The 21,138-nt window shown below is 64.9% G+C and carries 15 protein-coding genes and 1 pseudogene; 12 read left to right on the top strand and 4 right to left on the bottom strand.

Annotated elements, in window-relative coordinates:
* Positions 1-160, top strand: a pseudogene (locus tag Q0S16_RS02080) (methyltransferase); the annotation flags it as partial.
* Positions 161-265: 105 nt separating this feature from the next.
* Here Q0S16_RS02080 and Q0S16_RS02075 read toward each other — a convergent pair.
* Positions 266-1,372, bottom strand: a complete 1,107-nt coding sequence (locus Q0S16_RS02075) for a DNA topoisomerase IB (protein ID WP_295844475.1) — start codon at positions 1,370-1,372, stop codon at positions 266-268.
* A 363-nt stretch (positions 1,373-1,735) separates the two neighbouring features.
* Between Q0S16_RS02075 and acs the strand changes: the two genes are divergently transcribed.
* From acs to cysC, 6 genes are all read left to right on the top strand, one after another.
* On the top strand, positions 1,736-3,685 hold the full coding sequence (acs, locus tag Q0S16_RS02070) for an acetate--CoA ligase (protein ID WP_295844472.1): 1,950 nt from the start codon (positions 1,736-1,738) through the stop codon (positions 3,683-3,685).
* Between the two features lie 390 nt (positions 3,686-4,075).
* On the top strand, positions 4,076-4,591 hold the full coding sequence (locus tag Q0S16_RS02065) for a L,D-transpeptidase (protein WP_295844469.1): 516 nt from the start codon (positions 4,076-4,078) through the stop codon (positions 4,589-4,591).
* 196 nt (positions 4,592-4,787) lie between these two features.
* A complete protein-coding gene (locus tag Q0S16_RS02060) occupies positions 4,788-6,806 on the top strand; it encodes a methyl-accepting chemotaxis protein (protein WP_295844465.1) in 2,019 nt (672 codons plus the stop codon).
* Positions 6,807-7,119: 313 nt separating this feature from the next.
* Positions 7,120-8,136, top strand: coding sequence for a sulfotransferase family protein (locus Q0S16_RS02055; protein ID WP_295844464.1), 1,017 nt, complete (start codon positions 7,120-7,122; stop codon positions 8,134-8,136).
* Positions 8,133-9,116, top strand: a complete 984-nt coding sequence (cysD, locus tag Q0S16_RS02050) for a sulfate adenylyltransferase subunit CysD (RefSeq protein WP_295844463.1) — start codon at positions 8,133-8,135, stop codon at positions 9,114-9,116. The genes Q0S16_RS02055 and cysD overlap by 4 nt, the downstream gene beginning before the upstream one ends.
* Entirely contained in the window at positions 9,116-11,008 is a 1,893-nt protein-coding gene (gene cysC, locus Q0S16_RS02045; RefSeq protein WP_295844462.1) for an adenylyl-sulfate kinase, read from the top strand. The genes cysD and cysC overlap by 1 nt, the downstream gene beginning before the upstream one ends.
* A 21-nt stretch (positions 11,009-11,029) precedes the next feature.
* Here cysC and Q0S16_RS02040 read toward each other — a convergent pair whose 3' ends face one another.
* Positions 11,030-11,602 (bottom strand): thermonuclease family protein, encoded by a 573-nt coding sequence (locus Q0S16_RS02040; protein WP_295844458.1) that lies wholly within the window; start codon positions 11,600-11,602, stop codon positions 11,030-11,032.
* 205 nt (positions 11,603-11,807) lie between these two features.
* Positions 11,808-12,035 (bottom strand): DUF1674 domain-containing protein, encoded by a 228-nt coding sequence (locus Q0S16_RS02035; RefSeq protein ID WP_295844457.1) that lies wholly within the window; start codon positions 12,033-12,035, stop codon positions 11,808-11,810.
* Positions 12,036-12,222: 187 nt separating this feature from the next.
* On the opposite strand from Q0S16_RS02035, the gene Q0S16_RS02030 reads away from it, so the two are divergent.
* The 3 genes from Q0S16_RS02030 to purH all read left to right on the top strand — a co-directional run bounded on the left by Q0S16_RS02030 (position 12,223) and on the right by purH (position 17,130).
* Complete coding sequence (locus Q0S16_RS02030) at positions 12,223-13,563, top strand: transcription antitermination factor NusB (protein WP_295844455.1); 1,341 nt, start codon at positions 12,223-12,225, stop codon at positions 13,561-13,563.
* Positions 13,564-13,745: 182 nt separating this feature from the next.
* The gene (locus tag Q0S16_RS02025) at positions 13,746-15,437 is read left to right on the top strand and encodes a heparinase II/III family protein (protein ID WP_295844479.1); all 1,692 of its coding nucleotides are present in this window, start codon (positions 13,746-13,748) and stop codon (positions 15,435-15,437) included.
* A 100-nt stretch (positions 15,438-15,537) separates the two neighbouring features.
* A complete protein-coding gene (purH, locus tag Q0S16_RS02020) occupies positions 15,538-17,130 on the top strand; it encodes a bifunctional phosphoribosylaminoimidazolecarboxamide formyltransferase/IMP cyclohydrolase (RefSeq protein ID WP_295844454.1) in 1,593 nt (530 codons plus the stop codon).
* A gap of 122 nt (positions 17,131-17,252) precedes the next feature.
* Here the strand turns inward: purH and Q0S16_RS02015 are convergent, their stop codons facing one another.
* Entirely contained in the window at positions 17,253-18,644 is a 1,392-nt protein-coding gene (locus tag Q0S16_RS02015) for an MFS transporter (RefSeq protein ID WP_295844452.1), read from the bottom strand.
* A 158-nt stretch (positions 18,645-18,802) separates the two neighbouring features.
* Between Q0S16_RS02015 and ggt the strand changes: the two genes are divergently transcribed.
* Together ggt and Q0S16_RS02005 are read left to right on the top strand one after the other, a co-directional pair.
* Positions 18,803-20,494, top strand: coding sequence for a gamma-glutamyltransferase (gene ggt, locus Q0S16_RS02010; RefSeq protein ID WP_295844477.1), 1,692 nt, complete (start codon positions 18,803-18,805; stop codon positions 20,492-20,494).
* Positions 20,495-20,559: 65 nt separating this feature from the next.
* Positions 20,560-21,138, top strand: a 579-nt coding sequence (locus Q0S16_RS02005) for an MFS transporter (RefSeq protein WP_295844450.1), incomplete at its 3' end; no start/stop codon positions are given.

Genomic DNA, 21,138 nt, shown 5'->3' with positions numbered 1-21,138 from the left:
CGCCAGGGCCGCGCAGGGGGCCACCGTGCTGATCGGCGACCCCGGCCGCGGTTTTTTGCCTATGGAGAAGTTGCGAAAGATTGCCGAGTACGAAGTGCCGGTGACGCGCGATCTCGAAGATGTCGACATCAAGCTCACCGCGGTGTGGACGCTGGCATAGTTACCCGTCATTGCGAGGAGCTCTTGCGACGAAGCAATCCAGTCTTCGCTTGCGGCCTTCTGGATTGCTTCGCTTCGCTCGCAATGACGACCGAGAGTTTGGAGCTTAGCCCGCCGCTGCCACCACTTGCGCCAATAATTTCTCGCGCTTCGACTGCGAGCGATAGCCGGTCATGGTGGCCGCGAAGCGTTTGAGAACGCCATCCTCGAAGGCGGTGACGATGGTGTCGTGGACATAGCTCTTGCGACAGATCGCCGGCGTGTTCGACAGTTCGTCCGCCGCCGAGCGCACAGCGTCGAGCACCTGCTTCTCGCGGCCCCGCGCGCTGTCCGCCGGCGAAACCCGCGACAGCGATTCCAGCACCACGGCCGACGCCATCAGCGTGCGAAAATCCTTCAGCGAGATCTTTATCCCGGCGATCTCGCGCAAAAATGCGTTCACCGCCGCGGTATTGACGTTGTGGCTACGTCCGGCCTCGTCCTTATACTGGAACATCCGCTTGCCCGGCACGGTCCGCAGAACACCGATGGCGCGCATCAGCCTGGCGGCGTTGCATTCCTTGCGCACGGCTTTTCCACCCTTGGCCTTGAAGCTTAGTACCAGCGTGTCACCTTCCAGCAGCACGTTGGACTTCAGCAGCGTGGTGGCGCCGCGGGTACCGTTCAGCTTCATGTAAGATTCGTTACCGGGGCGGATCGCCGTCCGCGCGATCAGCTCGATGACCGCCGAGAGGGCAAATTCGCGGGTCGGCACCTCACCGGACAGATGCCTCGAGACGTGGCGGCGAATTCTCGGCAGCGCGCCGACCAGCCTCGCCAGTCGTTGCGCCTTGCGCTGCTCCCGGACCTTTTCCCAATCCAAATGATAGCGGTACTGCAAGCGGCCGGCGGCATCGCGGCCCACCGCCTGCAGATGCGAGGCGGGATCCACGGCGTAGCGAACCTCGGCATAGGCCGGCGGCACCGCCATCGCGTTGAGCCGTCGGATGGTGCCGATATGGCGGATCGCCGTGCCATTGGCGCGAATGAATGAATAGGTCTTCCCGCGCTTGAGGCGACAGATCGTCAGTTCGGACTGGTCGCCCAGTTTGAGGCCGAGTTCCCTCGCCAGGGATTCCACGCTGCCGGGCCCTGCTTTCGAGCCTCGCGGCAGAACCCCCACGGATGCCGCTGACCTTGCCCGCGTTGGCGCAGAATTCTGCTGTTCCATCATGGCGTTATTGGCCTCGTTCGATCTTCGAGCCTTGCTAATGCCGAGCTTCGGTTTTTGGTTCCGGGCCATGCCCAAGCGTCAACGGGGCCATTTAGGGCGGATGAACGCGCGTGGCGAGTCCGCCGATACCTAGATAATGGTGCTGAAGTACCGTTCTCGAGCTATTTTGCGTTCATGATGAAGGTTTGCCCGGCATTGCAACGTGAAATTGATCGGCCGTGTTCGGCCGTTCGACCGTTCGACCGCCAAAAGACCTAGGCGCGGCCGACTTGTCCCGATGCCCTGCGCCGACGCATAATCGCAATAACAACGAGAACCGTCTTGCGGCGACAACGCGGCAGCGGTCGAGTGGTGGAGGGGACAATGTCCGACAAGATCTATGACGTACCGGCCGAATGGGCCACGCGCGCTTTCGTCAATGACGCCAAATACAATGAGATGTATGCGCGATCGGTGAGCGATTCCGACGGGTTCTGGGCCGAGCAGGCGCAGCGCCTCGACTGGATCGAGCCGTTCACCATCGTCGAGAACAGCTCGTTCGCGCCCGGCAAGGTATCCATCAAATGGTTCGAGGACGGCGTGCTCAACGTCGCCTACAATTGTATCGACCGCCATTTGCCGACGCGCGCGGCGCAGACCGCGATCATCTGGGAAGGCGACGATCCCTCGCAGTCGCGCCACATCAGCTATCAGCAGCTGCACGACGAAGTCTGCAAATTCGCCAACATCCTGCGTACCCGCAATGTCGGCAAGGGTGACCGCGTCACCATCTATCTACCTATGATCCCGGAAGCGGCCTATGCGATGCTGGCCTGCGCCCGGATCGGCGCGATCCATTCGGTGGTATTCGCCGGCTTTTCGCCGGACTCGCTGGCCCAGCGCATCGATGATTGCCAGTCGAAGATCGTCATCACCGCCGATGAGGGCCTGCGCGGCGGCAAGAAAGTGCCCCTGAAGGCCAATGTCGACGCGGCGGTGGCCAAGGCCGGCGGCGTCGACTGGGTGGTCGTCGTCAAACACACCGGCGGCGCGGTCACCATGAATCCGGTGCGCGACTTCTGGTACCGCGAAGCCGCCGAGATGGTCACCACCGAATGCCCGTGCGAACCGATGAACGCGGAAGACCCGCTGTTCATTTTGTACACGTCAGGCTCGACCGGCCAGCCCAAGGGCGTGCTGCACAGCTCCGGCGGCTATCTGCTTTACGCCGCGATGACGCATCAATACGTGTTCGACTACCACGACGGCGACATCTACTGGTGCACCGCCGACGTCGGCTGGGTTACCGGCCACAGCTACATTCTCTACGGGCCGCTGGCCAATGGCGCGACCACGCTGATGTTCGAAGGCGTGCCGAACTATCCGACCATGTCGCGGTTCTGGGAAGTGATCGACAAGCACAAGGTCAATATCTTCTACACCGCGCCGACCGCGATCCGCGCGTTGATGCAGGCCGGCGACGAGCCCGTGACGAAGACCTCGCGCAAAAGCCTGCGGTTGCTGGGATCGGTCGGCGAGCCGATCAATCCGGAAGCCTGGGAATGGTACCACCGGGTGATCGGCGACGAACGCTGCCCGATCGTCGACACCTGGTGGCAGACCGAGACCGGTGGCATCCTGATCACGCCGCTGCCCGGCGCGACCAGACTCAAGCCGGGCTCCGCGACGAGACCGTTCTTCGGCGTGACGCCGGAGATCGTCGATGCCGACGGCAAGGTGCTATCCGGTGAATGCTCCGGCAATCTGTGCATCGCGAGGTCGTGGCCCGGCCAGATGCGCACGGTCTATGGCGACCATGCGCGTTTCGAGCAGACCTACTTCTCGACCTACCCGAACAAGTACTTCACCGGCGACGGCTGCCGCCGTGACGCCGATGGCTATTACTGGATTACCGGGCGGGTCGACGACGTCATCAATGTCTCCGGCCACCGCATGGGTACCGCCGAAGTCGAAAGCTCGCTGGTGGCGCATGCCATGGTCTCGGAAGCCGCCGTGGTGGGCTATCCGCACGACATCAAGGGCCAGGGCATCTACGCCTATGTCACACTGATGACCGGCACCGAACCGACCGAGGAGCTGCGCAAGGAATTGGTGGCGTGGGTCCGCAAGGATATCGGCCCGATCGCCTCGCCGGACCTGATCCAGTTCGCGCCCGGCCTGCCGAAGACTCGCTCCGGCAAGATCATGCGTCGCATTCTGCGCAAGATTGCCGAGGACGAGTCCGGCACGCTCGGCGACACGTCGACGCTGGCGGACCCGGCCGTGGTGGATGATCTGGTTGAGCACCGCCAGAACAAGCGACCGGGCGTTTAAGCCAACGAAATACCGTGAACCGCGACGCGACCACCCCGTCGCGGTTCGCCGGTGACTTTGATGGGTTGGGAAAGTGTCGTCGAGCCGGCGAAGCCTAATCCGTTGCCTCGCGGTGTCGTCAATGGCGCCGCGCTAAGTAACCTATCGCGCATTGCCTGACTGGTATTTCACGCAATTGTCAGCCTCCAGCGCTTTCTGCAACTACTTTTCCGGCGGGTGTTGTTTTCCGGGCATTTACTTTGCGACCAGGATTTTCCTAATTGGCGGCTAACGCGTCCGATTTAGCTGCCGGCAATTTTTGGTAGTAGGCGCGTTGCGCGATAGTTCAGACGTGCGGGTCGTCGATGCGACCGTGGAATTTAACGGCCTTTGGCCGAACCGGAGAAACCGATGTCGTTGAAGATCGCAGGCGCGCTGTTCGCCACCATCACGCTCGGCGCGCTCGCCATCAGTCCGGTACAAGCGAGCCCCGCGATGGTTGGCTTTCACGGCGATTATGCGCCCGGCACCATCGTCGTGAAGACCAATGAGCGCCACCTCTATCTCGTGCTCGAACAGGGCCACGCGGTTCGTTATCCGGTCGGCGTCGGCAAGGCTGGCAAGCAGTGGGCCGGCGTCACCAAGATCGATGGCAAATATCGCCAGCCGGCGTGGGCTCCCCCGGCCGACGTCAAGCGCGACAACCCGAACATCCCCGACGTCATTGAAGGCGGTTCGCCAGCCAATCCGATGGGCGTCGCGGCGATGACCCTGGCAGGTGGCGAATATGCCATTCACGGCACCAACCGTCCGCGGTCGGTCGGAGGCTTCGTCTCCTACGGCTGCGTCCGCATGTACAATGAGGACATTACCGATCTGTTCGACCGCGTGCCGGTCGGCACCCCGGTGATTGTCACCCAGCGCTGATTCACCGATCTTCGTCGTTCGGGAAGGCCGCGCCATTGCGCGGCATTTTCTTGGTCTGGTGCGAAATAAAGTTTTACACGCCTCAATAGTACCGCTGCGACGCAGGCGATCGATGTTACCGCCGGTTGCATGGAGCTTAAATCGCACCTGGTTCAGTATTAAGCCCCCAAATCAAGCGTTCGACGCAGGGGGAACCATGGGAAAATTGAATTTCAGGATTGGCGCCAAGCTCGGTCTCACCGCCGGCATCGGCGTGATCCTGGTCGGCGGCATGCTGGCCAACGAGATCCTCGGCAACCAGTCGATCTCGGAATCGAGCCGGCTGGTGATCGTCAACTCTTCCAACAAGGCCGATTCCCAATCGACCGACGCCGCGATAGCGCGGGCAGAGATTTCCACCCAGGAAATATCCTGGGCGCGGGGCGCCGCCCAGATCGACAAGGCCTTGGAAAATCTTCGCACGCACGTCGGCGAAGCGGCCGCGCGCACCGATTCCGCGATGGAACGCGCTACGCGGCAAGTCACCAAGGACGCCTACAAGGTGACGCGCGGGACGATCGACAGCTATCTCGCGCTTGGTGTCGAATTGGCGGAGCTGCAGAACAACGTGCTGGAAACGACCTTGAAGCGCAACCAGGCCTCGATTGCCTGGTCGCAGGCGATGGAACCGATGCTGGCTTCGCCCGCCGTCGCCGCTCTGCCCACCCTCAACGTCGCACTTCAGGAAGCGGGTTCGCTGTTCAACGCCGCGCGGGCCGCCGGCTGGCGGTTCGCGGTGACGTCGGAACCAACCCAGCGGGATCTGGTACCCAAGTTCACGGCGTCGACAATCGACGCGCTCAACAAGGCGCGAGGCGTCAGCGACGCCGGCATTCCGGGCAAGGTCGATGCCCTGATCGCCATCGCCGAACGTTATCGTGCAGCCTCCGACGTCGCCGCCAAAACCGAAGAATCGAAAATCCGGCTGCTGACGGATCGCATGCAGCCCGCTGCGAAGACGGTGCGTAGCAACATCGCAAACACCATCGCCGTCGCCAATGAATTCAGCACCCGGCGGCAGACTGAACTGATCGCCGATCTGTCGCGGGTCAGCATGGTCGGGCTGGCGGTCGGCATCCCGGTCATCCTGATGTTGATCGGCTCGGCCATCTTTTCCGTATTCAATATCGCGCGGCCAATCCGGCGGATCGGCGACGTACTGATGGAGCTGGCCAATGGCAACAAGGCCGTCGACGTCCCCTATGCGGACTGCGGCGACGAAGTGGGCGACGCCGCGCGGGCGGCCCGCACCTTCCGCGACAATCTGGTGCGGATCGAGCAGATGGAAGCGTTGCAGAAGAGCGAGGAGACAGCCATCGCCACGCAACGCAAGGCCGACATGGTGCGGCTGGCGGATGCTTTCCAGACCGCGGTGGGCGGCATCGTGACCACCGTCTCCGCCGCGGCCCGCGAACTCGAACACGCCGCTGGCACGCTGACGGAAAACGCCGGTGAGACCCAGCAACTATCGAGCATGGTGGCCTCCGCTTCGGAGGAGGCCTCCGCCAATGTGGAGTCGGTGGCATCGGCCGCCGAGGAGATGAGCGCGTCAGTCAGTGAGATCAGCCGACAGGTGCATGATTCCAGCCGCATCGCTGCCGATGCGGTGAAGCAGGCCGAGCGCACCGACGAGCAGATCAACGAATTGCTGAAGGCGGCGGGACGAATCGGCGATGTGGTCAAGCTGATCACGGCGATCGCCGAACAGACCAACCTGCTCGCGCTGAATGCGACGATCGAAGCGGCGCGCGCCGGCGAGGCCGGCCGTGGCTTCGCCGTGGTCGCCAGCGAAGTGAAGGCACTGGCCGAGCAAACCGCCAAGGCCACCGATGAGATCGGCGCCCAGATCACCGGGATGCAGGCGGCGACGCGGGAATCCGCCGGCGCCATCAAGGAAATCAGCGCGACCATCACGCGGATCGCCGAAATCGCATCGACCATCGCGTCCACCGTGGAGGAGCAGGGTGCCGCGACCGCCGAGATCGCCCGCAATGTCGGCGAGGCCGCCAAGGGCACGGCGGAGGTCGCCGACAAGATCGGCCAGGTCAATCGCGGGGCCAGCGCCACCGGGATGGCGTCCGCACAGGTACTGACCTCGGCGCAGGCGCTGTCCGGAGAAAGCTCGAATTTGCGAACCGAGGTCGACAAATTCCTGGCAACGGTTCGCGCGGCGTAGCCGATCCGGCTCGACCGGCCCGCAAGGCCGGCGATCCCGCCATCACCGCCATTCATGACCCCATCGGATTGGCTCGCCACATCGGTTGGCCTCGCGATATCTGCTGCGATCGAGCGTGCGGCAAATGGGTGAAGGTTGTGAAGTGTCTATTTACACGCCGCTGCTAATCCGGCGGATGTCGAAACCGGCCCCTCTGATCGCCGCCGCAAGGCCGTTATCACCCGACCCGCTCGATGCGATGCCGCTGCATGCGCGCCCGCCCGTCCCGATATGTCGAGCGGCCGAACGCATGCCAGCGGCAACGAGCAGCGCCATGAGCACCCCCACCCCATTCAGCGGCGAGCTGGAACGACTTGCCGATCGGGTTCGCACCCAACACCCATCGCTCGACACCATGTGGCTGGAGCCCGACGGCAAGTACCAGACCCGATCGGTCGCGCTCGACACCCTGATGCGCGAGATGGCGGCGAGCCTTGCCGAAGGTTTCGCCGGGCATCGCGCGGAAGATTTTCCGATGCACTATTTTGCCTGGGGCAAGTGCCGGGTCGGATCGACGCCCCTGACCAACCTGTTCGGCATCACCGGAATGCCATCCTACTACCAGCCGCTCAAGATGATGATGCGGCATCTGTTCATCGGCCAAGCGGCCACCCCGTGGGCGATCCCGATGGCGGCCGACCAGCCGCAGATCTTCAGTAAGGAGACCGCCGGCCCCTATGTGGTGGCCGAGAGCCTGTTCAATCCACTGCGGCTGCTGATCGAGGCCGGCTACCCCGCAAACCGGCTGCGCGTGATCCTGCTCGACCGCGAGCCGGCAAGTTCGCTGGCGTCATGGCTGGACAGGCTGCACGGCTGCGTGCCGGACAGCATGCTGCTGCGGAACTACGTCGTTGCCGCGCTGAACATGAGCCGCATGGAGAGCTACGCCAGGCACGCGGGTATTCCGGTGATCCACTACGTCTATGAGGCCAGCAAGGAGGCCGTGCAGTCGGTCCGGATGCTGTTCGAACGCCTCGGCCTTGGGGATCAGTTTGCCGAGGCCACGGTTACCGACTGGCGCGAGACCGGGCAGCTACGATCGGAAACCTCACGCATCACCTATGGTGACGAACCGACCATCTACAATGTCTTGGGCCTGCACGGGTCCGACACCGCCTATCGCTACCGTGCGCGCCGGTCATCGCTGACCGATCTGCAGCGCGACATGCTCGAGCGCTGTGGCGTCAACGATGTCTACAGGAGCTCCGTGGCGGCGTGCGTTCGCGACCTTGGCCTCGACCTCGCCACCTCCGAGCGACTGTTCGGACACAGCCATGGCGTTGAGGCATGAACGCCACTCCCGATTTTCGCGATATCCCGACAACGCCGTTACGCCAGCCGGCTGATCTGGCAGACGCCCCCGCCCGCCTAAGGCCAAGCAGCCACCTGCGGCGGCTGGAATCCGAAAGCATTCACATCCTGCGCGAAGTGGCGGCGGAATTTCGCAAGCCGGTGCTGCTGTATTCGATCGGCAAGGATTCCTCGGTGCTGCTGCATCTGGCGATGAAGGCGTTCCAGCCGGGCAAGCCACCGTTCGCGCTGCTGCATGTCGACACCACCTGGAAATTCCGCGAGATGATCGCGTTTCGCGATCAACGGATGCGCGAGCTCGGGCTTGACCTGCTGGTTCACGTCAACGCCGACGGTATCGCGCAAGGCGTCGGCCCGTTCAGCCACGGCTCCGCGCGCCATACCGACATCATGAAGACACAGGCGTTACGGCAGGCGCTCGATGCCCATGGCTTCGACGCCGCGATCGGCGGCGCGCGGCGCGACGAGGAAAAATCCCGCGCCAAGGAGCGTATTTTCTCGCACCGAAGCGCGGCGCATCGCTGGGATCCGAAGAACCAGCGCCCCGAGCTCTGGAGTCTCTACAACACGCTGCTGGCGCCTGGCGAAAGCATGCGGGTGTTTCCATTGTCGAACTCGACCGAGCTCGATATCTGGGAATACATCCTGATCGAGAACATCCCGATCGTGCCCCTATACCTGTCCGCGGTTCGCCCGGTGGTGGAGCGCGACGGCGCGCTGATCATGGTCGATGACGACCGCATTCCGCTATTGCCGGGCGAGACGCCGCAATGGCGCTCGATCCGGTTCCGTACCCTCGGCTGCTATCCGCTGACCGGCGCGATGGAGTCCACGGCGACAACCCTGCCCGCCATCGTGCGCGAGATGATGGCCTCGCGCAGCTCGGAGCGCGAGGGCCGCGTCATCGACCGCGACGCCACGGCCTCGATGGAGCGCAAGAAGGTCGAGGGATATTTCTGATGTCGCGGCCGGATGATTCCGTCGACTCCGTACTCGATGCGCTGCAGGGCCCGCATGGCGACAGTCCCACCTTGCGCTTCATTACCTGCGGCAGCGTCGATGACGGCAAGAGCACGCTGGTCGGCCGCTTGCTGTATGATTCAAAACTGCTGTTCGACGATCAACTGATCGCGCTGGCGGCCGAGAGCAGGCTGGGCGGCGGCAGCGGCGATCTGGATTTTGCGTTTCTGGTCGATGGCTTGCAGGCGGAACGTGAGCAAGGCATCACCATCGATGTCGCCTACCGCTTCTTCGCCACACCACGCCGCCGGTTCGTGGTCGCCGATACGCCCGGCCATGAGCAATATACGCGCAACATGGCGACCGGCGCTTCCACCGCCGAACTCGCCATCGTGCTGATCGACGCCCGCAAGGGCGTGATCACGCAGACGCGGCGACACAGCCATATCATCAGCCTGTTCGGCGTCCGCCACGTTGTGCTCGCGGTGAACAAGATGGACCTGGTCGGGTTCGACGAGGAACGCTTCAGCGAAATCGCCACCGACTATCGGCTGATCGCGGCCCAGCTCGGCATGACCGATGTGCAGTGCATTCCGGTCGCGGCCCGCGACGGCGACAACGTCTTTGCCGCCAGCACGCGCATGCCCTGGTATCGCGGCCCGACGATCATGCAGCATATCGAGACCGTCGACGTCAGCGGCGAGACCAGACAGCGGCCGTTTCGAATGCCGGTGCAATGGGTCAGCCGGCCGAATGCCGACTTCCGCGGGTTTTGCGGGCGCGTCGCCAGCGGCTCAGTGCGCTGCGGCGACGAAGTGACGGCGCAACCGTCGGATCGCCGCGGTCGCGTGGCGCGAATCCTGACGCCGGCGGGGCCGGCCGATATCGCGGTCGCCGGACAATCGGTGACACTGGTGTTGTCCGACGAGATCGATATCAGCCGCGGCGACGTCCTGACGACAGGCGCGCCGGCGGCGGTCGCCGACCGGCTCGCCGCCCATCTGGTCTGGTTTGACGATGCCGCGCTGGTTACCGGGCGGCGCTATCTGTTGAAAAGCGCCAGTTCAAGCATCGGCGCGGTGATCGCCTGCCTGGAGCACCGCGTCGCCATCGATACTCTGGAGCGGCAACCCGCGACGGCGCTTGCCGCCAACGAAATCGGCTATGTCCAGCTCCGCCTCGACCGGCCACTGGTCTGCGAGGCCTATCGCGACAACCGCGAACTTGGCAGCTTCATCCTGATCGACCCGCTCAGCCATCGCACGGCCGCGGCGGGCGTCATCGCTTCGCCGCTGCGGCGCGCCACCGATATTCCCTGGCAGGGCCTGGCGGTCGACAAGACCATGCGGGCGGCGCGGCGACAGCAGCGGCCCTGCGTGCTGTGGCTGACCGGACTCAGCGGCGCCGGCAAATCGACCATCGCCAACCTGGTCGAGCAGCGACTGGGCGGCCTCGGCCGCGATACCTATTTGCTCGACGGCGACAATCTGCGCCAGGGCATCAACCGCGATCTCGGCTTCACCGCCGAGGCACGGGTCGAAAACATCCGCCGCGTCGGCGAGATCGCAAAACTGTTCGTCGATGCCGGCATGATCGTGCTGGTATCGCTGATCTCGCCGTTCCGCGCCGACCGGGCCATCGCCCGCCACTTGCTGGCGGCCGGTGAGTTCATCGAGATCGAGGTCGCAACGCCATTGGCGGAATGCGAACGCCGCGACCCGAAGGGACTTTATCGCCGCGCGCGGGCCGGCGGCATCGCCGATTTCACCGGCATCGATTCGCCCTATGAGCGGCCAGCGGCACCTGAGCTATCCCTCGATACCTGCGCAATATCGGCCGATGAGGCTTGTGGCCAGATCATCGGATATCTGCGGGAACATGGCTATCTTTAGCAGGGCGATGGATATCCCGATCTACCTCTTGTCACACCAGCCACCACGGTGGCCGCCGGTGTAGCCGCGGGCAAAGCCGCCGCTGAGCAGGGCCGCCGAAACATTCGGCGTGCGGCTGGTGGCGACGTCGGCGACGACACGGCCGGGATATTTGTCCGGCCCGATGTTGTAGATATTCACCGCGCCCTCGCCGAGCAGCCTCTTCAGCGCGTCGCCGGCGGCCTCCGCCAGACGCACTTCCCGCGCGCACTGCCCTTTCAGTTCCGGCGCGTCGATACCGCGCAGTCGGATCCGCGCGTCGAGATCGAGCCCGGGCCACAGATGCACCCGCGCCGCGAAGGTATCGCCATCGATCCCATGCAGCACATCGACGGGGTGACGAACAGCCGGGTTGCCGGCCCGTTTCCAGATGGTTTCGGCATCGCGCGCGGCCGGCGTCTGATTCGCTTCGGTGCCCGCTGGCAGCCAGTGTGCCCAGCGTCGCATCGGCAGCATCGCGCCGGCGGCCATCCCCAGCACGAACACCCACGGCAGCGCCGCGGAAAACCGCCTGCGCCACGGTGACGCGGCATGGATGCGGGGCGAAGTGTCCATCGCCCAAGATCAATCAGATTCGCGGCGGACGGCAAGCCGAATTTGACGGTCGTTCCGGGGCGATCGGTGCGAGCGGCGAGCAAACCTCAGCCGCTCCAATTGGCACGGCGGGGGGTCCCGATAGCACCATAACATCTACGGGTCCCGACGTTGCATGTCAGCCTGCCTCGCCGACTGACGCGCAGCCCGGAACGACATTGCCAACTCAAAAATCCGACGTGATGCCCTTGCGTTCCCAGTCGCCAAACCGGGTTGGCTCCGGTCCAGCCGGACCGTTTACCTCCTTGGGCCTTGCAGGCGTATTTTGTTCGGTCGCGGCGGCGGCGCGGCGCGCCTCGGCTTCGGCCAGCGCGCGTTGCGCCGCCGGTGTCAGGACTTTGAGTGGTGCGGGTTCAGCAATGGGCGTTGCAGTCTCGGGGGGAATGTCGTTCATCTCGTTCTTCCTGCTGAACCGACGTGGCCAGCGCGCGTTACCATGATCAAATCCATCTTTCGACTGCGAGCATATAGGGACGATTCTTACATTTGGCATATTCGCATGCGACAGAATCTGTTTCCGAACCCTGGCGCAGGCTCAATCCGGCTGCGTCGTTGCCGCTCCTCTGTCGTGATGTTTTCCCATGTCGCAAGTAAGATACGCACCACCTGCCGAGGTGCCCGGCCTCGCCGCGCGACGTATCGCGGCTGACATCCTCGATGGCGTGCTGCACAAGCGCCGCACCCTGGACGATCAACTCGAAGGCGCCGCCGCCCATCCCGCCCTGAAGTCGCTGTCCGACCGCGACCGGGCACTGATGCGCCGGCTGGTGGCCACCATCTTGCGCCGGATGGGCACGCTCAACCACGTGCTGTCGCGGTTGCTCGACCGCGGCATCCCCACCGATGCGCCGCGGGCGCAGAGCGCGCTGATGATCGGCGCCGCCCAGATCCTGTGGATGGATGTTCCCGATCACGCCGCCGTCGATCTGTCGGTGCGGATGGTGCAATCCGACCGGCGCGCCGCGAAATATGCCGGGCTCGTCAATGCCGTGCTGCGGCGCTGTGCGCGCGAAGGCCAGCCGCTGATCGACGAGGTCGCGGCGCAGACCCTCGACGTGCCGCCATGGCTGATGGCGCGCTGGATTGCGCATTACGGCGAGGCGACCGCCAGAAATATCGCGGAGGCCCTCAGCCATGAGCCGTCGCTCGACCTCACTGTCAAATCCGACGCCGCGGCGTGGGCGACGCGGTTGCATGGCGAAGTCTTGCCGACCGGTTCCGTTCGTACCCTGTTGCAGGGGTCGGTGACCATGCTGCCAGGCTTCGGCGACGGCCAATGGTGGGTGCAGGACGCCGCCGCGGCACTGCCGGCGCGGCTGTTCGGCGACCTCAAGGGCAAGCGGGTGGTCGATCTCTGCGCCGCCCCGGGCGGCAAGACCGCGCAGCTCATCCATGCCGGCGCGGAAGTCACCGCCGTCGATCGCTCGCAGAACCGCATCGCGCGGCTGCGTGAGAACCTTGCGCGGCTATCGCTGCAAGCCGAGACTGTGATTTCGGACGGAACCGAATACCCTGGCGAAGGGTTTGACGCCGTGCTGGTCGATGCGCCATGCGCCTCGACCGGCACCATCCGCCGGCATCCCGATGTCGCCTGGCTGAAGCAGGAATCCGACATCATCTTGCTGACGGCGCTGCAACGGCGGCTGCTGCAAAAGGCTACGACGCTCCTGAAGCCGGGCGGAACGCTGGTTTATTGCACCTGTTCGCTGGAGCCCGAAGAGGGCGAGCATGCCGTTGCCGCTCTGCTGGCGGGCGATTCCGGCATGCGCCGCGCCCCGATCGATGCCAGCGAGGTGGCGGGCCTGTCGGAAATCGTCACTCCGGACGGAGATCTGCGCACCCTGCCCTGTCACCTGCCTCACGCCGACCCCCGACTCGGCGGCCTCGACGGCTTCTATGCCGCGCGACTGGTCAAATCCTGAGATATACTGGCGCCGCGGCCGATTTCGGCGGCGTCCACAGGGCGCTGCCCTTATAGTGGGCGCCAGTCGCGTTTCCAGATACAAGGATTCGCAACACAGATTCACCTCAGTCCGAGGCGCGCGTGGCCGCTCATCGCAGACGTATTTCCGGGCTGATCCTCGGCCGCTTCGCGCGGGCTGCGATGTCGCGCGTGTCGGGCGGCTCGGTGGCGGTGTCGCGGCTATGGCCCGGCCGTACCGACCGCTTGATCATCGCGCCGCATGACCTGCGTACCGCCGACGCCACCCGCGCCGCGGAGATCTATGCCGGCCGCTTCGTGTTCGCCGGCAAGATCGTCACCTGCCATGGCCGCTCGATCTTCGACCTGGAGCCGCCGTCCGAGGACTGGGAAATCACGCTGCTCGGTTTCGGCTGGCTGCGGCATCTGCGCGCCGCCGACACCGCCATCACCCGGGCCAATGCCCGTTCGCTGATCGATGACTGGATCACCACCCCGTCGCGCAAACGCCCGGTCGGCCGCCGTGCCGACGTCGTGGCGCGCCGCGTCATCTCGCTGCTGTCGCAGGCGCCGTTGGTGCTCGGCGATACCGATGGAAAATTCTACCGGCGCTATTTGCGGGCGTTGACCCGTGAAATCCGCGGCCTGCGCTATACATTGTCAAACGTGACCGATGGCGTACCGCGACTGCAGGTGCTGATCGCGCTGTGCTATGCCTCGCTGTGCCTCGCCAACCAGGCTACCCATATCCGCGCCGCCACGCGAAAATTATCGGATGAATTGCAGCGCCAGATCCTGCCGGATGGCGGCCACATCTCGCGCAATCCCGGCGCGCTGATCGAACTGCTGATCGACCTGCTGCCGCTGCGGCAGACCTTCGCCGCGCGCAACATCGCACCGCCGCCGGCGCTGCTGAATGCGATCGATCGCATGATGCCGATGCTGCGGTTCTTCCGCCACGGCGACGGCAGCTTCGCGCTGTTCAACGGCATGAGTGCCGCGCCGTCGCATCTGTTGGCGACGCTGCTGGCCTATGACGACACCCACGGCACGCCGATGGTCAACATGCCCCACACCGGCTTCCAGCGCCTCGATGCCGGCACCATGACCGTGATCATCGATACCGGAAAGCCGCCGCCCCCCAGTGTCAGCCACGACGCCCATGCCGGCACACTGGCGTTCGAACTGTCGGCCGGCCCGAGCCGGATCGTCATCAATTGCGGGATGCCTTCTACCGGACGCGAAAACTGGCGGCCGTTCGCGCGCGGGACCACGGCGCATTCGACGCTGGCCTATCACAGCACGTCGTCGAGCCAGTTCATCGAGCGCAGTTCGATGAAGAAATTCCTGCAGGGCGCGCCGATCGTCGGGGGCCCGCATGTGGTCGAAAGCTACCGCGAGGTCACGTCGAGCGGCACCATGCTGACGACGTCGCATGACGGCTATCTCGACCGCTTCGGCCTGGTGCATCGTCGCACTCTGATGGTGGCCGAGGACGGCAACCGGCTCGACGGCGAGGACATTCTGGCGACCGCGTCCGGCGCACGGATCAGGGGCGACAACACCGACTACGCGCTGCGCTTCCATCTTCATCCGGCCGTGAAGGCGAGCCGCCTCTGCGATGCTCGCGGCGTCATGCTGGTGCTGCCGAACCGCGACGTCTGGACCTTCGAGGCCCTCGACGACAAGGTGGAACTGGAAGACAGCGTGTTCCTGGCCGGCAATGACGGCCCGCGCCGCACCGCCCAGATTGTCATCCACCAGGATTCCAGACAGGTCACCAGCATCCGCTGGAGCTTCATCCGGTCCGGCGCCTCGGCTTCCGCCACCACCGCCCGCCGCGACGCCCGTCGCGAGCCGGAATTGCCGCTGTAGCCCGGTTTCTGCGGGCGAAATATGGCGCAAGCCGGCCGCCGCGGTTTCGTGCCCCGCCAAACCATGCTACGCGGCGCCCTTGCTCCACAGGATCCAGACCATGACCGACCATACGCGCCCCGTGACCCGGGCCCTGCTGTCCGTTTCTGACAAGACCGGGCTGATCGCATTCGCCCGCGCGCTGGCCGCCCATGGCGTCGACTTGGTCTCGACCGGCGGCACCGCCAAGGCTATTGCCGCGGCGGGCCTGAAGGTGACGGACGTGTCGGATCTCACCGGTTTTCCGGAAATGATGGACGGCCGGGTCAAGACGCTGCATCCGAAGGTACATGGCGGGCTGCTGGCGATCCGCGGCAATGCCGAACACGCGCAATCGATGAAGGAACACGGCATCGCGCCGATCGACTTGCTGGTGGTCAATCTTTACCCGTTCGAGGCGACCGTCGAGAAGGGCGCCGCGTATGAGGATTGCATCGAGAATATCGACATCGGCGGTCCGGCGATGATCCGCGCCGCGGCGAAGAACCATGATGATGTCGCCGTGGTGGTCGAACCCGCCGATTATCAGTCGGTGCTCGACGAACTCGCCGCCAACAATGGCGCGACGACGCTGACCTTGCGCAAGCGCCTCGCCGCCAAGGCCTATGCGCGCACCGCGGCCTATGATGCTGCGATCTCGAACTGGTTCGCCGAACAGTTGAAAATCGAGACACCGGATTTCCGCACCATCGGCGGTTCGCTGATCCAGTCGCTGCGCTACGGCGAGAACCCGCACCAGACGGCGGCGTTCTATCGCACCCCGGATGCGCGACCCGGCGTCACCACGGCGCGGCAGCTGCAGGGCAAGGAACTGTCCTACAACAACATCAACGACACCGACGCCGCCTATGAATGCATCGCCGAGTTCGATGCCGCGCGCACGCCGGCCTGCGTCATCGTCAAGCACGCCAATCCGTGCGGCGTCGCCGAAGGCAGCAGCCTGATCGAGGCCTATCGCAAGGCGCTGGCCTGCGATTCCACCTCGGCGTTCGGCGGCATCATCGCCTTCAACCGCACCCTCGACGCCGAGACGGCGAAGCTGATCACCCAGATCCTGACCGAAGTGATCATCGCCCCCGACGCCACCGACGAAGCGATTGCCATCCTGGCGGCGAAGAAGAATTTACGCCTGCTGCTGGCCGGCGGCCTGCCCGATCCGCGCGCTTCGGGCCTGACCTACAAGACCGTGGCCGGCGGCCTGCTGGTGCAGAGTCGCGACAATGCGGTGGTCGACGACATGACGTTCAAGACGGTGACCAAGCGCGCGCCGACCGATGCCGAAATGCGCGATCTGAAATTCGCCTTCCGCGTCGCCAAACACGTCAAGTCGAACACCATCATCTACGCCAAGGACCTCGCCACCGTCGGCATCGGCGCCGGACAGATGAGCCGGGTTGATTCCGCGCGCATCGCAGTGCGCAAGGCGCAGGATGCGGCGACAGAACTGAAGCTGGCCGAACCGCTGACGCGCGGTTCGGTAGTCGCCTCCGACGCGTTCTTCCCGTTTGCCGACGGATTGCTGGTGGCGATCGAGGCCGGCGCCACCGCCGTGATCCAGCCCGGCGGTTCGTTGCGCGACAATGAGGTGATCCAGGCCGCCGACGACGCCGGCATCGCCATGGTGTTCACCGGCATCCGGCATTTCAAGCACTAGCCAAAAGCTGTCGTTCCGGGGCGCGAGCGAACCCGGAACCTCGATATGTTCAGAGTGCGACCATCTCGGGATTCCGGGTTCGATCGAAACCGACGCTGCGCCCGCCCCGGAACGACGGTGAACTACTCGTCCTTCACCCTTGCCAGCAGCACGAGTCCCGCGACGAAGAACAGCACCAGCACCGCCATGCCGGCCTTCTGGCTGGCGGTGATGGCGGTGACGATGCCGATCATCAGCGGGCCGATGAACGACGTCACCTTGCCGGTCAGCGCGAACAGCCCGAAGAACTGCGCGATGCGATCCTTCGGCGCCATCCGGATCAGCAACGTGCGCGACGCCGCCTGCAGCGGTCCGCCGGCGATTCCAATCAGGCAACCCAGTGCCAGATAGGCTCTTTCCGCGGGGGCTGCGAACAGCGCGCCGCCCGGCACCGGCGGCGTGACGTGGATGAACAGAATCGTCTCCTTGTCGATCAACAGGACGCCGATGATCGACAGCAGCAGCAGCGTCATGCTGCCGGCGATCACGCGCTTCGGCCCCAGCGCATCGTCAAGCCGACCGCCGACAAAGGCGCCGATCGTGCCGGCCACCGCCAGCGTAATGCCGAAGCTGCCGATCTGGATCGTGTTCCAGCCGAACGTGCCGGCGGCATAGATGCCGCCGAACGCGAACAATGATACCAGGCCGTCGGTGTAAATCATGTTGGCAATCAGGAACGCCAGCATCGAGCGATGCTTCGGTAACTCGCGCAGCGTATGGCGGAGATCGATCAGGCCTTCGCGCATCGCCGCGCCCGGCGACAGCTTGGCGGGAAAGTCGGGCGTCAGCAGAAACATCGGCAGCACGAAGATCACGAACCACAGGCCGGTGATCGGACCAGTGATGCGATCGCCCTGGAAGGTCGCGGGGTCGAGACCGAACAGCGGTACCAGGCCGAACAGCGTCCGGCCGCTGACGGGGTTGGCGGCCATGAAGCCGAGCACGAGGATCAGGCTGAGAATGCCCCCGACATAGCCGAGCGCCCAGCCGGAGCCGGACAGCCGTCCGATCTTGTCCGGCGGCACCAGCGTCGGCATCATCGCATTGTTGAAAACGGTGGCGAATTCCACGCCGATGGTCGCGAAAGCATAGGCGATCAGCAGCGGCAGGATGATCGAGGGATCGCCGGGCTTGCCGATCCACATGATGCAGGCCCCGGTCACGAAGATCGCACCGAAGCCGGCGATCCACGGCTTGCGCCGGCCGCTGGCATCGGCGATGGCGCCGAGCACCGGCGAGGCGAGCGCGATGATCAGCCCCGCGGCCGCCGTGGCAAAGCCCCACATCGATTGTCCGGAGGCGGCATCCGACGCCACACGGGTGGCGAAATACGGCGCGAACACGAAGGTGGTGATCAGGCTGAAATAGGGTTGCGCGGCCCAGTCGAACATCATCCAGCCAACCACGGCCGATCGTGGCGGATAGCGGGTTGGCGCGTCATCGCCCGATGCCTCTGAAACGGCAACCATCGGCATAGGCGGAATCTCCATGGAATCACGCGGTGTTGTGTCAGTTACCGTGCCAGCCATATAGCATGAACGACAGTGGTGCGATGATGGCGCCGCGCAGTCCGGAGTCGCTGATGTTCCATTCTCGTTGCTTGCGCTACGCCCTGATCGCGGCGGTTGCGTTTATGGCCGGCGGTGGCGCGTTCGCGCAGGCGCAGCAGCGCGGCGTCTACACGCCAGCCGCGATCACGGCGCGCCCGGTCGCCGCCAGGCACGGCATGGTTGTGGCGCAGGAGCGGATCGCAGCCAAGGTCGGCGCCGACATGATGGCGCGCGGCGGCAATGCCGTCGATGCGGCGGTGGCCACCGGCTTCGCGATGGCGGTGACCTATCCGCGCGCCGGCAATATCGGCGGCGGCGGCTTCATGGTGATCCACTCCGTCGATCGCGGCGAGGATATCACCATCGATTATCGCGAGACCGCGCCCGCGGCGGCCACCCGCGACATGTTTCTCGGCGCTGACGGCCAGCCGGACATCGCAAAATCGCGCGACTCCGCGCTCGGTATCGGCGTGCCCGGTACGGTCGCCGGTCTGGCGCTGGCGCTGGACAAATATGGCTCCGGCAAATTCACGCTGTCGGACGTCCTGCAGCCGGCCATCGCGCTGGCGCGCGACGGCTTTGTACTGGCCGACGACCTCGCCGACACGCTGCCCGACTGGCAGCGCCGGCTGGCGCGCTGGCCGGGCTCGCTGAAGATGATATCGCGTCCCGACGGCACACTTCTGGCGCGGGGCGATACGCTGGTGCAGGCCGATCTCGCCGCCACGCTGACGGCCATCGCCGCGCAGGGGCCGCGCGGATTTTATGAAGGCCCCGTCGCGCAGCAACTGGTCGATGGCATCAACCGGTCCGGCGGCATCTTTTCGCTCGCCGACCTGAAGAATTACCAGCCAGTGATGCGGCCGCCGGTGCGCGGCAGCTACCGGGGCTATGACATCGTCGCGATGCCGCTGCCATCGTCTGGCGGCACCGTGCTGGTGGAGACGCTGAACATCCTTGAAGGCTTTGCGATGCGCGACATCCGGCAGGGCAGCGCTCCGTCGCTGCATCTGCTGATCGAGGCGATGAAGCGCGCTTATGCCGATCGCGCGCGCTATCTCGGCGACCCCGCTTTCGTCACCGCCCCGACGATGACGCTGATCTCCAAGGAATACGCCGTAAGACAGCGCGCCTCGATCGACCGCGCCCGCGCCACGCCGTGGACCGATGCATTGTCGGCGGTGCCGCCGCGCGAAGGCCAGAACACCACGCATTATTCGGTTGTCGATGCCGCCGGCAACGCCGTGAGCAATACCTACACCTTGAATTTTCCCTACGGCGTCGGCCTCGTCGCCGCCGGAACGGGGGTGCTGCTGAACAATGAGATGGACGACTTCACCGCCGCGCCCGGCGCATCCAATGCCTTCGGTCTGGTCGGCTTCGAGGCCAACCTGCCCGGTCCGGGCAAGCGGCCGCTGTCGTCGATGTCGCCGACCATCGTGCTGAAGGACGGCAGACCGGTTCTGGTGACCGGCTCGCCGGGCGGCAGCCGCATCATCTCCACCGTGCTGCAGGTGATCGTGAACGTCGTCGATTACGACATGAACATCGCGGAAGCGGTCGCCGCGCCACGGCTGCATCACCAGTGGCTGCCCGACGAGGTGCGTATCGAGCGCGGCTTCAGCGACGCGGCACTGAGCGCGCTGAAGGCGATGGGTCACCGCGTGATCGAGCCGATGGGGCAGACGTCGGCTAATTCGATCGCCGTGACTCCCGATGGCTTGCTCGGCGCGCCCGATCCGCGTACGTCCGGCGCGGAAGCATCGGGCTACTGATAGCCTGATGCCGGGGACGAGCCGGAAAAGAACTCCGGCCACGATCAATGCTGGGGAGCATCGCCATGAGCACGGTCCAACGGGACGACGTCATCGACGTCGCCGAGATCGAAGACACCAGCCTGCTGGCCTTCTACCGGGATATGAATCCGCCGGAGCGGCGGACCTTCTGGGCCTGCGCTACCGGCTGGGCGCTCGACGGCATGGACTTCATGATCTATCCGCTGGTGATCGGCACCATCATCGTGATGTGGAAGGTCGATCCCGGCACGGCCGGCCTTGCCGGCACCGTTACTTTGCTCGCTTCGGCGATCGGCGGCTGGCTCGGTGGCTATCTGGCCGACCGCATCGGCCGCGTCCGCACCCTGCAGCTCACCATCCTGTGGTTCTCGTTCTTCTCGTTGGTCTGTGCCTTCGTACAGGACTTCAACCAGTTGCTGGTCGCCCGTGCCCTGCTCGGCCTCGGCTTCGGCGGCGAATGGGCCGCAGGCGCCGTGCTGATGGGTGAAGCCATTCGCCCGCAATATCGCGGCCGCGCGGTTGGCTCCGTGCAATCCGGATGGGCCATCGGCTGGGGTCTTGCGGTGCTGTCGCAAGCCTTGCTGTTCTCTTATCTGCCTGCGCAGGAAGCCTGGCGCTGGATG

The organism is Tardiphaga sp. (assembly GCF_025356345.1).
GTDB lineage: Bacteria > Pseudomonadota > Alphaproteobacteria > Rhizobiales > Xanthobacteraceae > Tardiphaga.
This window is presented reverse-complemented; position numbering and strand designations above follow the sequence as displayed.

Bases quoted from the DNA above. Each gene is read 5' to 3' on its own strand.
- Q0S16_RS02040 (WP_295844458.1), bottom strand. From the start codon at position 11,602: ATGGACACTTCGCCCCGCATCCATGCCGCGTCACCGTGGCGCAGGCGG.
- acs (WP_295844472.1), top strand. From the start codon at position 1,736: ATGTCCGACAAGATCTATGACGTACCGGCCGAATGGGCCACGCGCGCT.
- Q0S16_RS02015 (WP_295844452.1), bottom strand. From the start codon at position 18,644: ATGCCGATGGTTGCCGTTTCAGAGGCATCGGGCGATGACGCGCCAACC.
- Q0S16_RS02055 (WP_295844464.1), top strand. From the start codon at position 7,120: ATGAGCACCCCCACCCCATTCAGCGGCGAGCTGGAACGACTTGCCGAT.
- Q0S16_RS02030 (WP_295844455.1), top strand. From the start codon at position 12,223: ATGTCGCAAGTAAGATACGCACCACCTGCCGAGGTGCCCGGCCTCGCC.
- Q0S16_RS02035 (WP_295844457.1), bottom strand. From the start codon at position 12,035: ATGAACGACATTCCCCCCGAGACTGCAACGCCCATTGCTGAACCCGCA.
- ggt (WP_295844477.1), top strand. From the start codon at position 18,803: ATGGCCGGCGGTGGCGCGTTCGCGCAGGCGCAGCAGCGCGGCGTCTAC.
- Q0S16_RS02025 (WP_295844479.1), top strand. From the start codon at position 13,746: ATGTCGCGCGTGTCGGGCGGCTCGGTGGCGGTGTCGCGGCTATGGCCC.
- Q0S16_RS02065 (WP_295844469.1), top strand. From the start codon at position 4,076: ATGTCGTTGAAGATCGCAGGCGCGCTGTTCGCCACCATCACGCTCGGC.
- Q0S16_RS02060 (WP_295844465.1), top strand. From the start codon at position 4,788: ATGGGAAAATTGAATTTCAGGATTGGCGCCAAGCTCGGTCTCACCGCC.
- cysC (WP_295844462.1), top strand. From the start codon at position 9,116: ATGTCGCGGCCGGATGATTCCGTCGACTCCGTACTCGATGCGCTGCAG.
- purH (WP_295844454.1), top strand. From the start codon at position 15,538: ATGACCGACCATACGCGCCCCGTGACCCGGGCCCTGCTGTCCGTTTCT.
- cysD (WP_295844463.1), top strand. From the start codon at position 8,133: ATGAACGCCACTCCCGATTTTCGCGATATCCCGACAACGCCGTTACGC.
- Q0S16_RS02075 (WP_295844475.1), bottom strand. From the start codon at position 1,372: ATGATGGAACAGCAGAATTCTGCGCCAACGCGGGCAAGGTCAGCGGCA.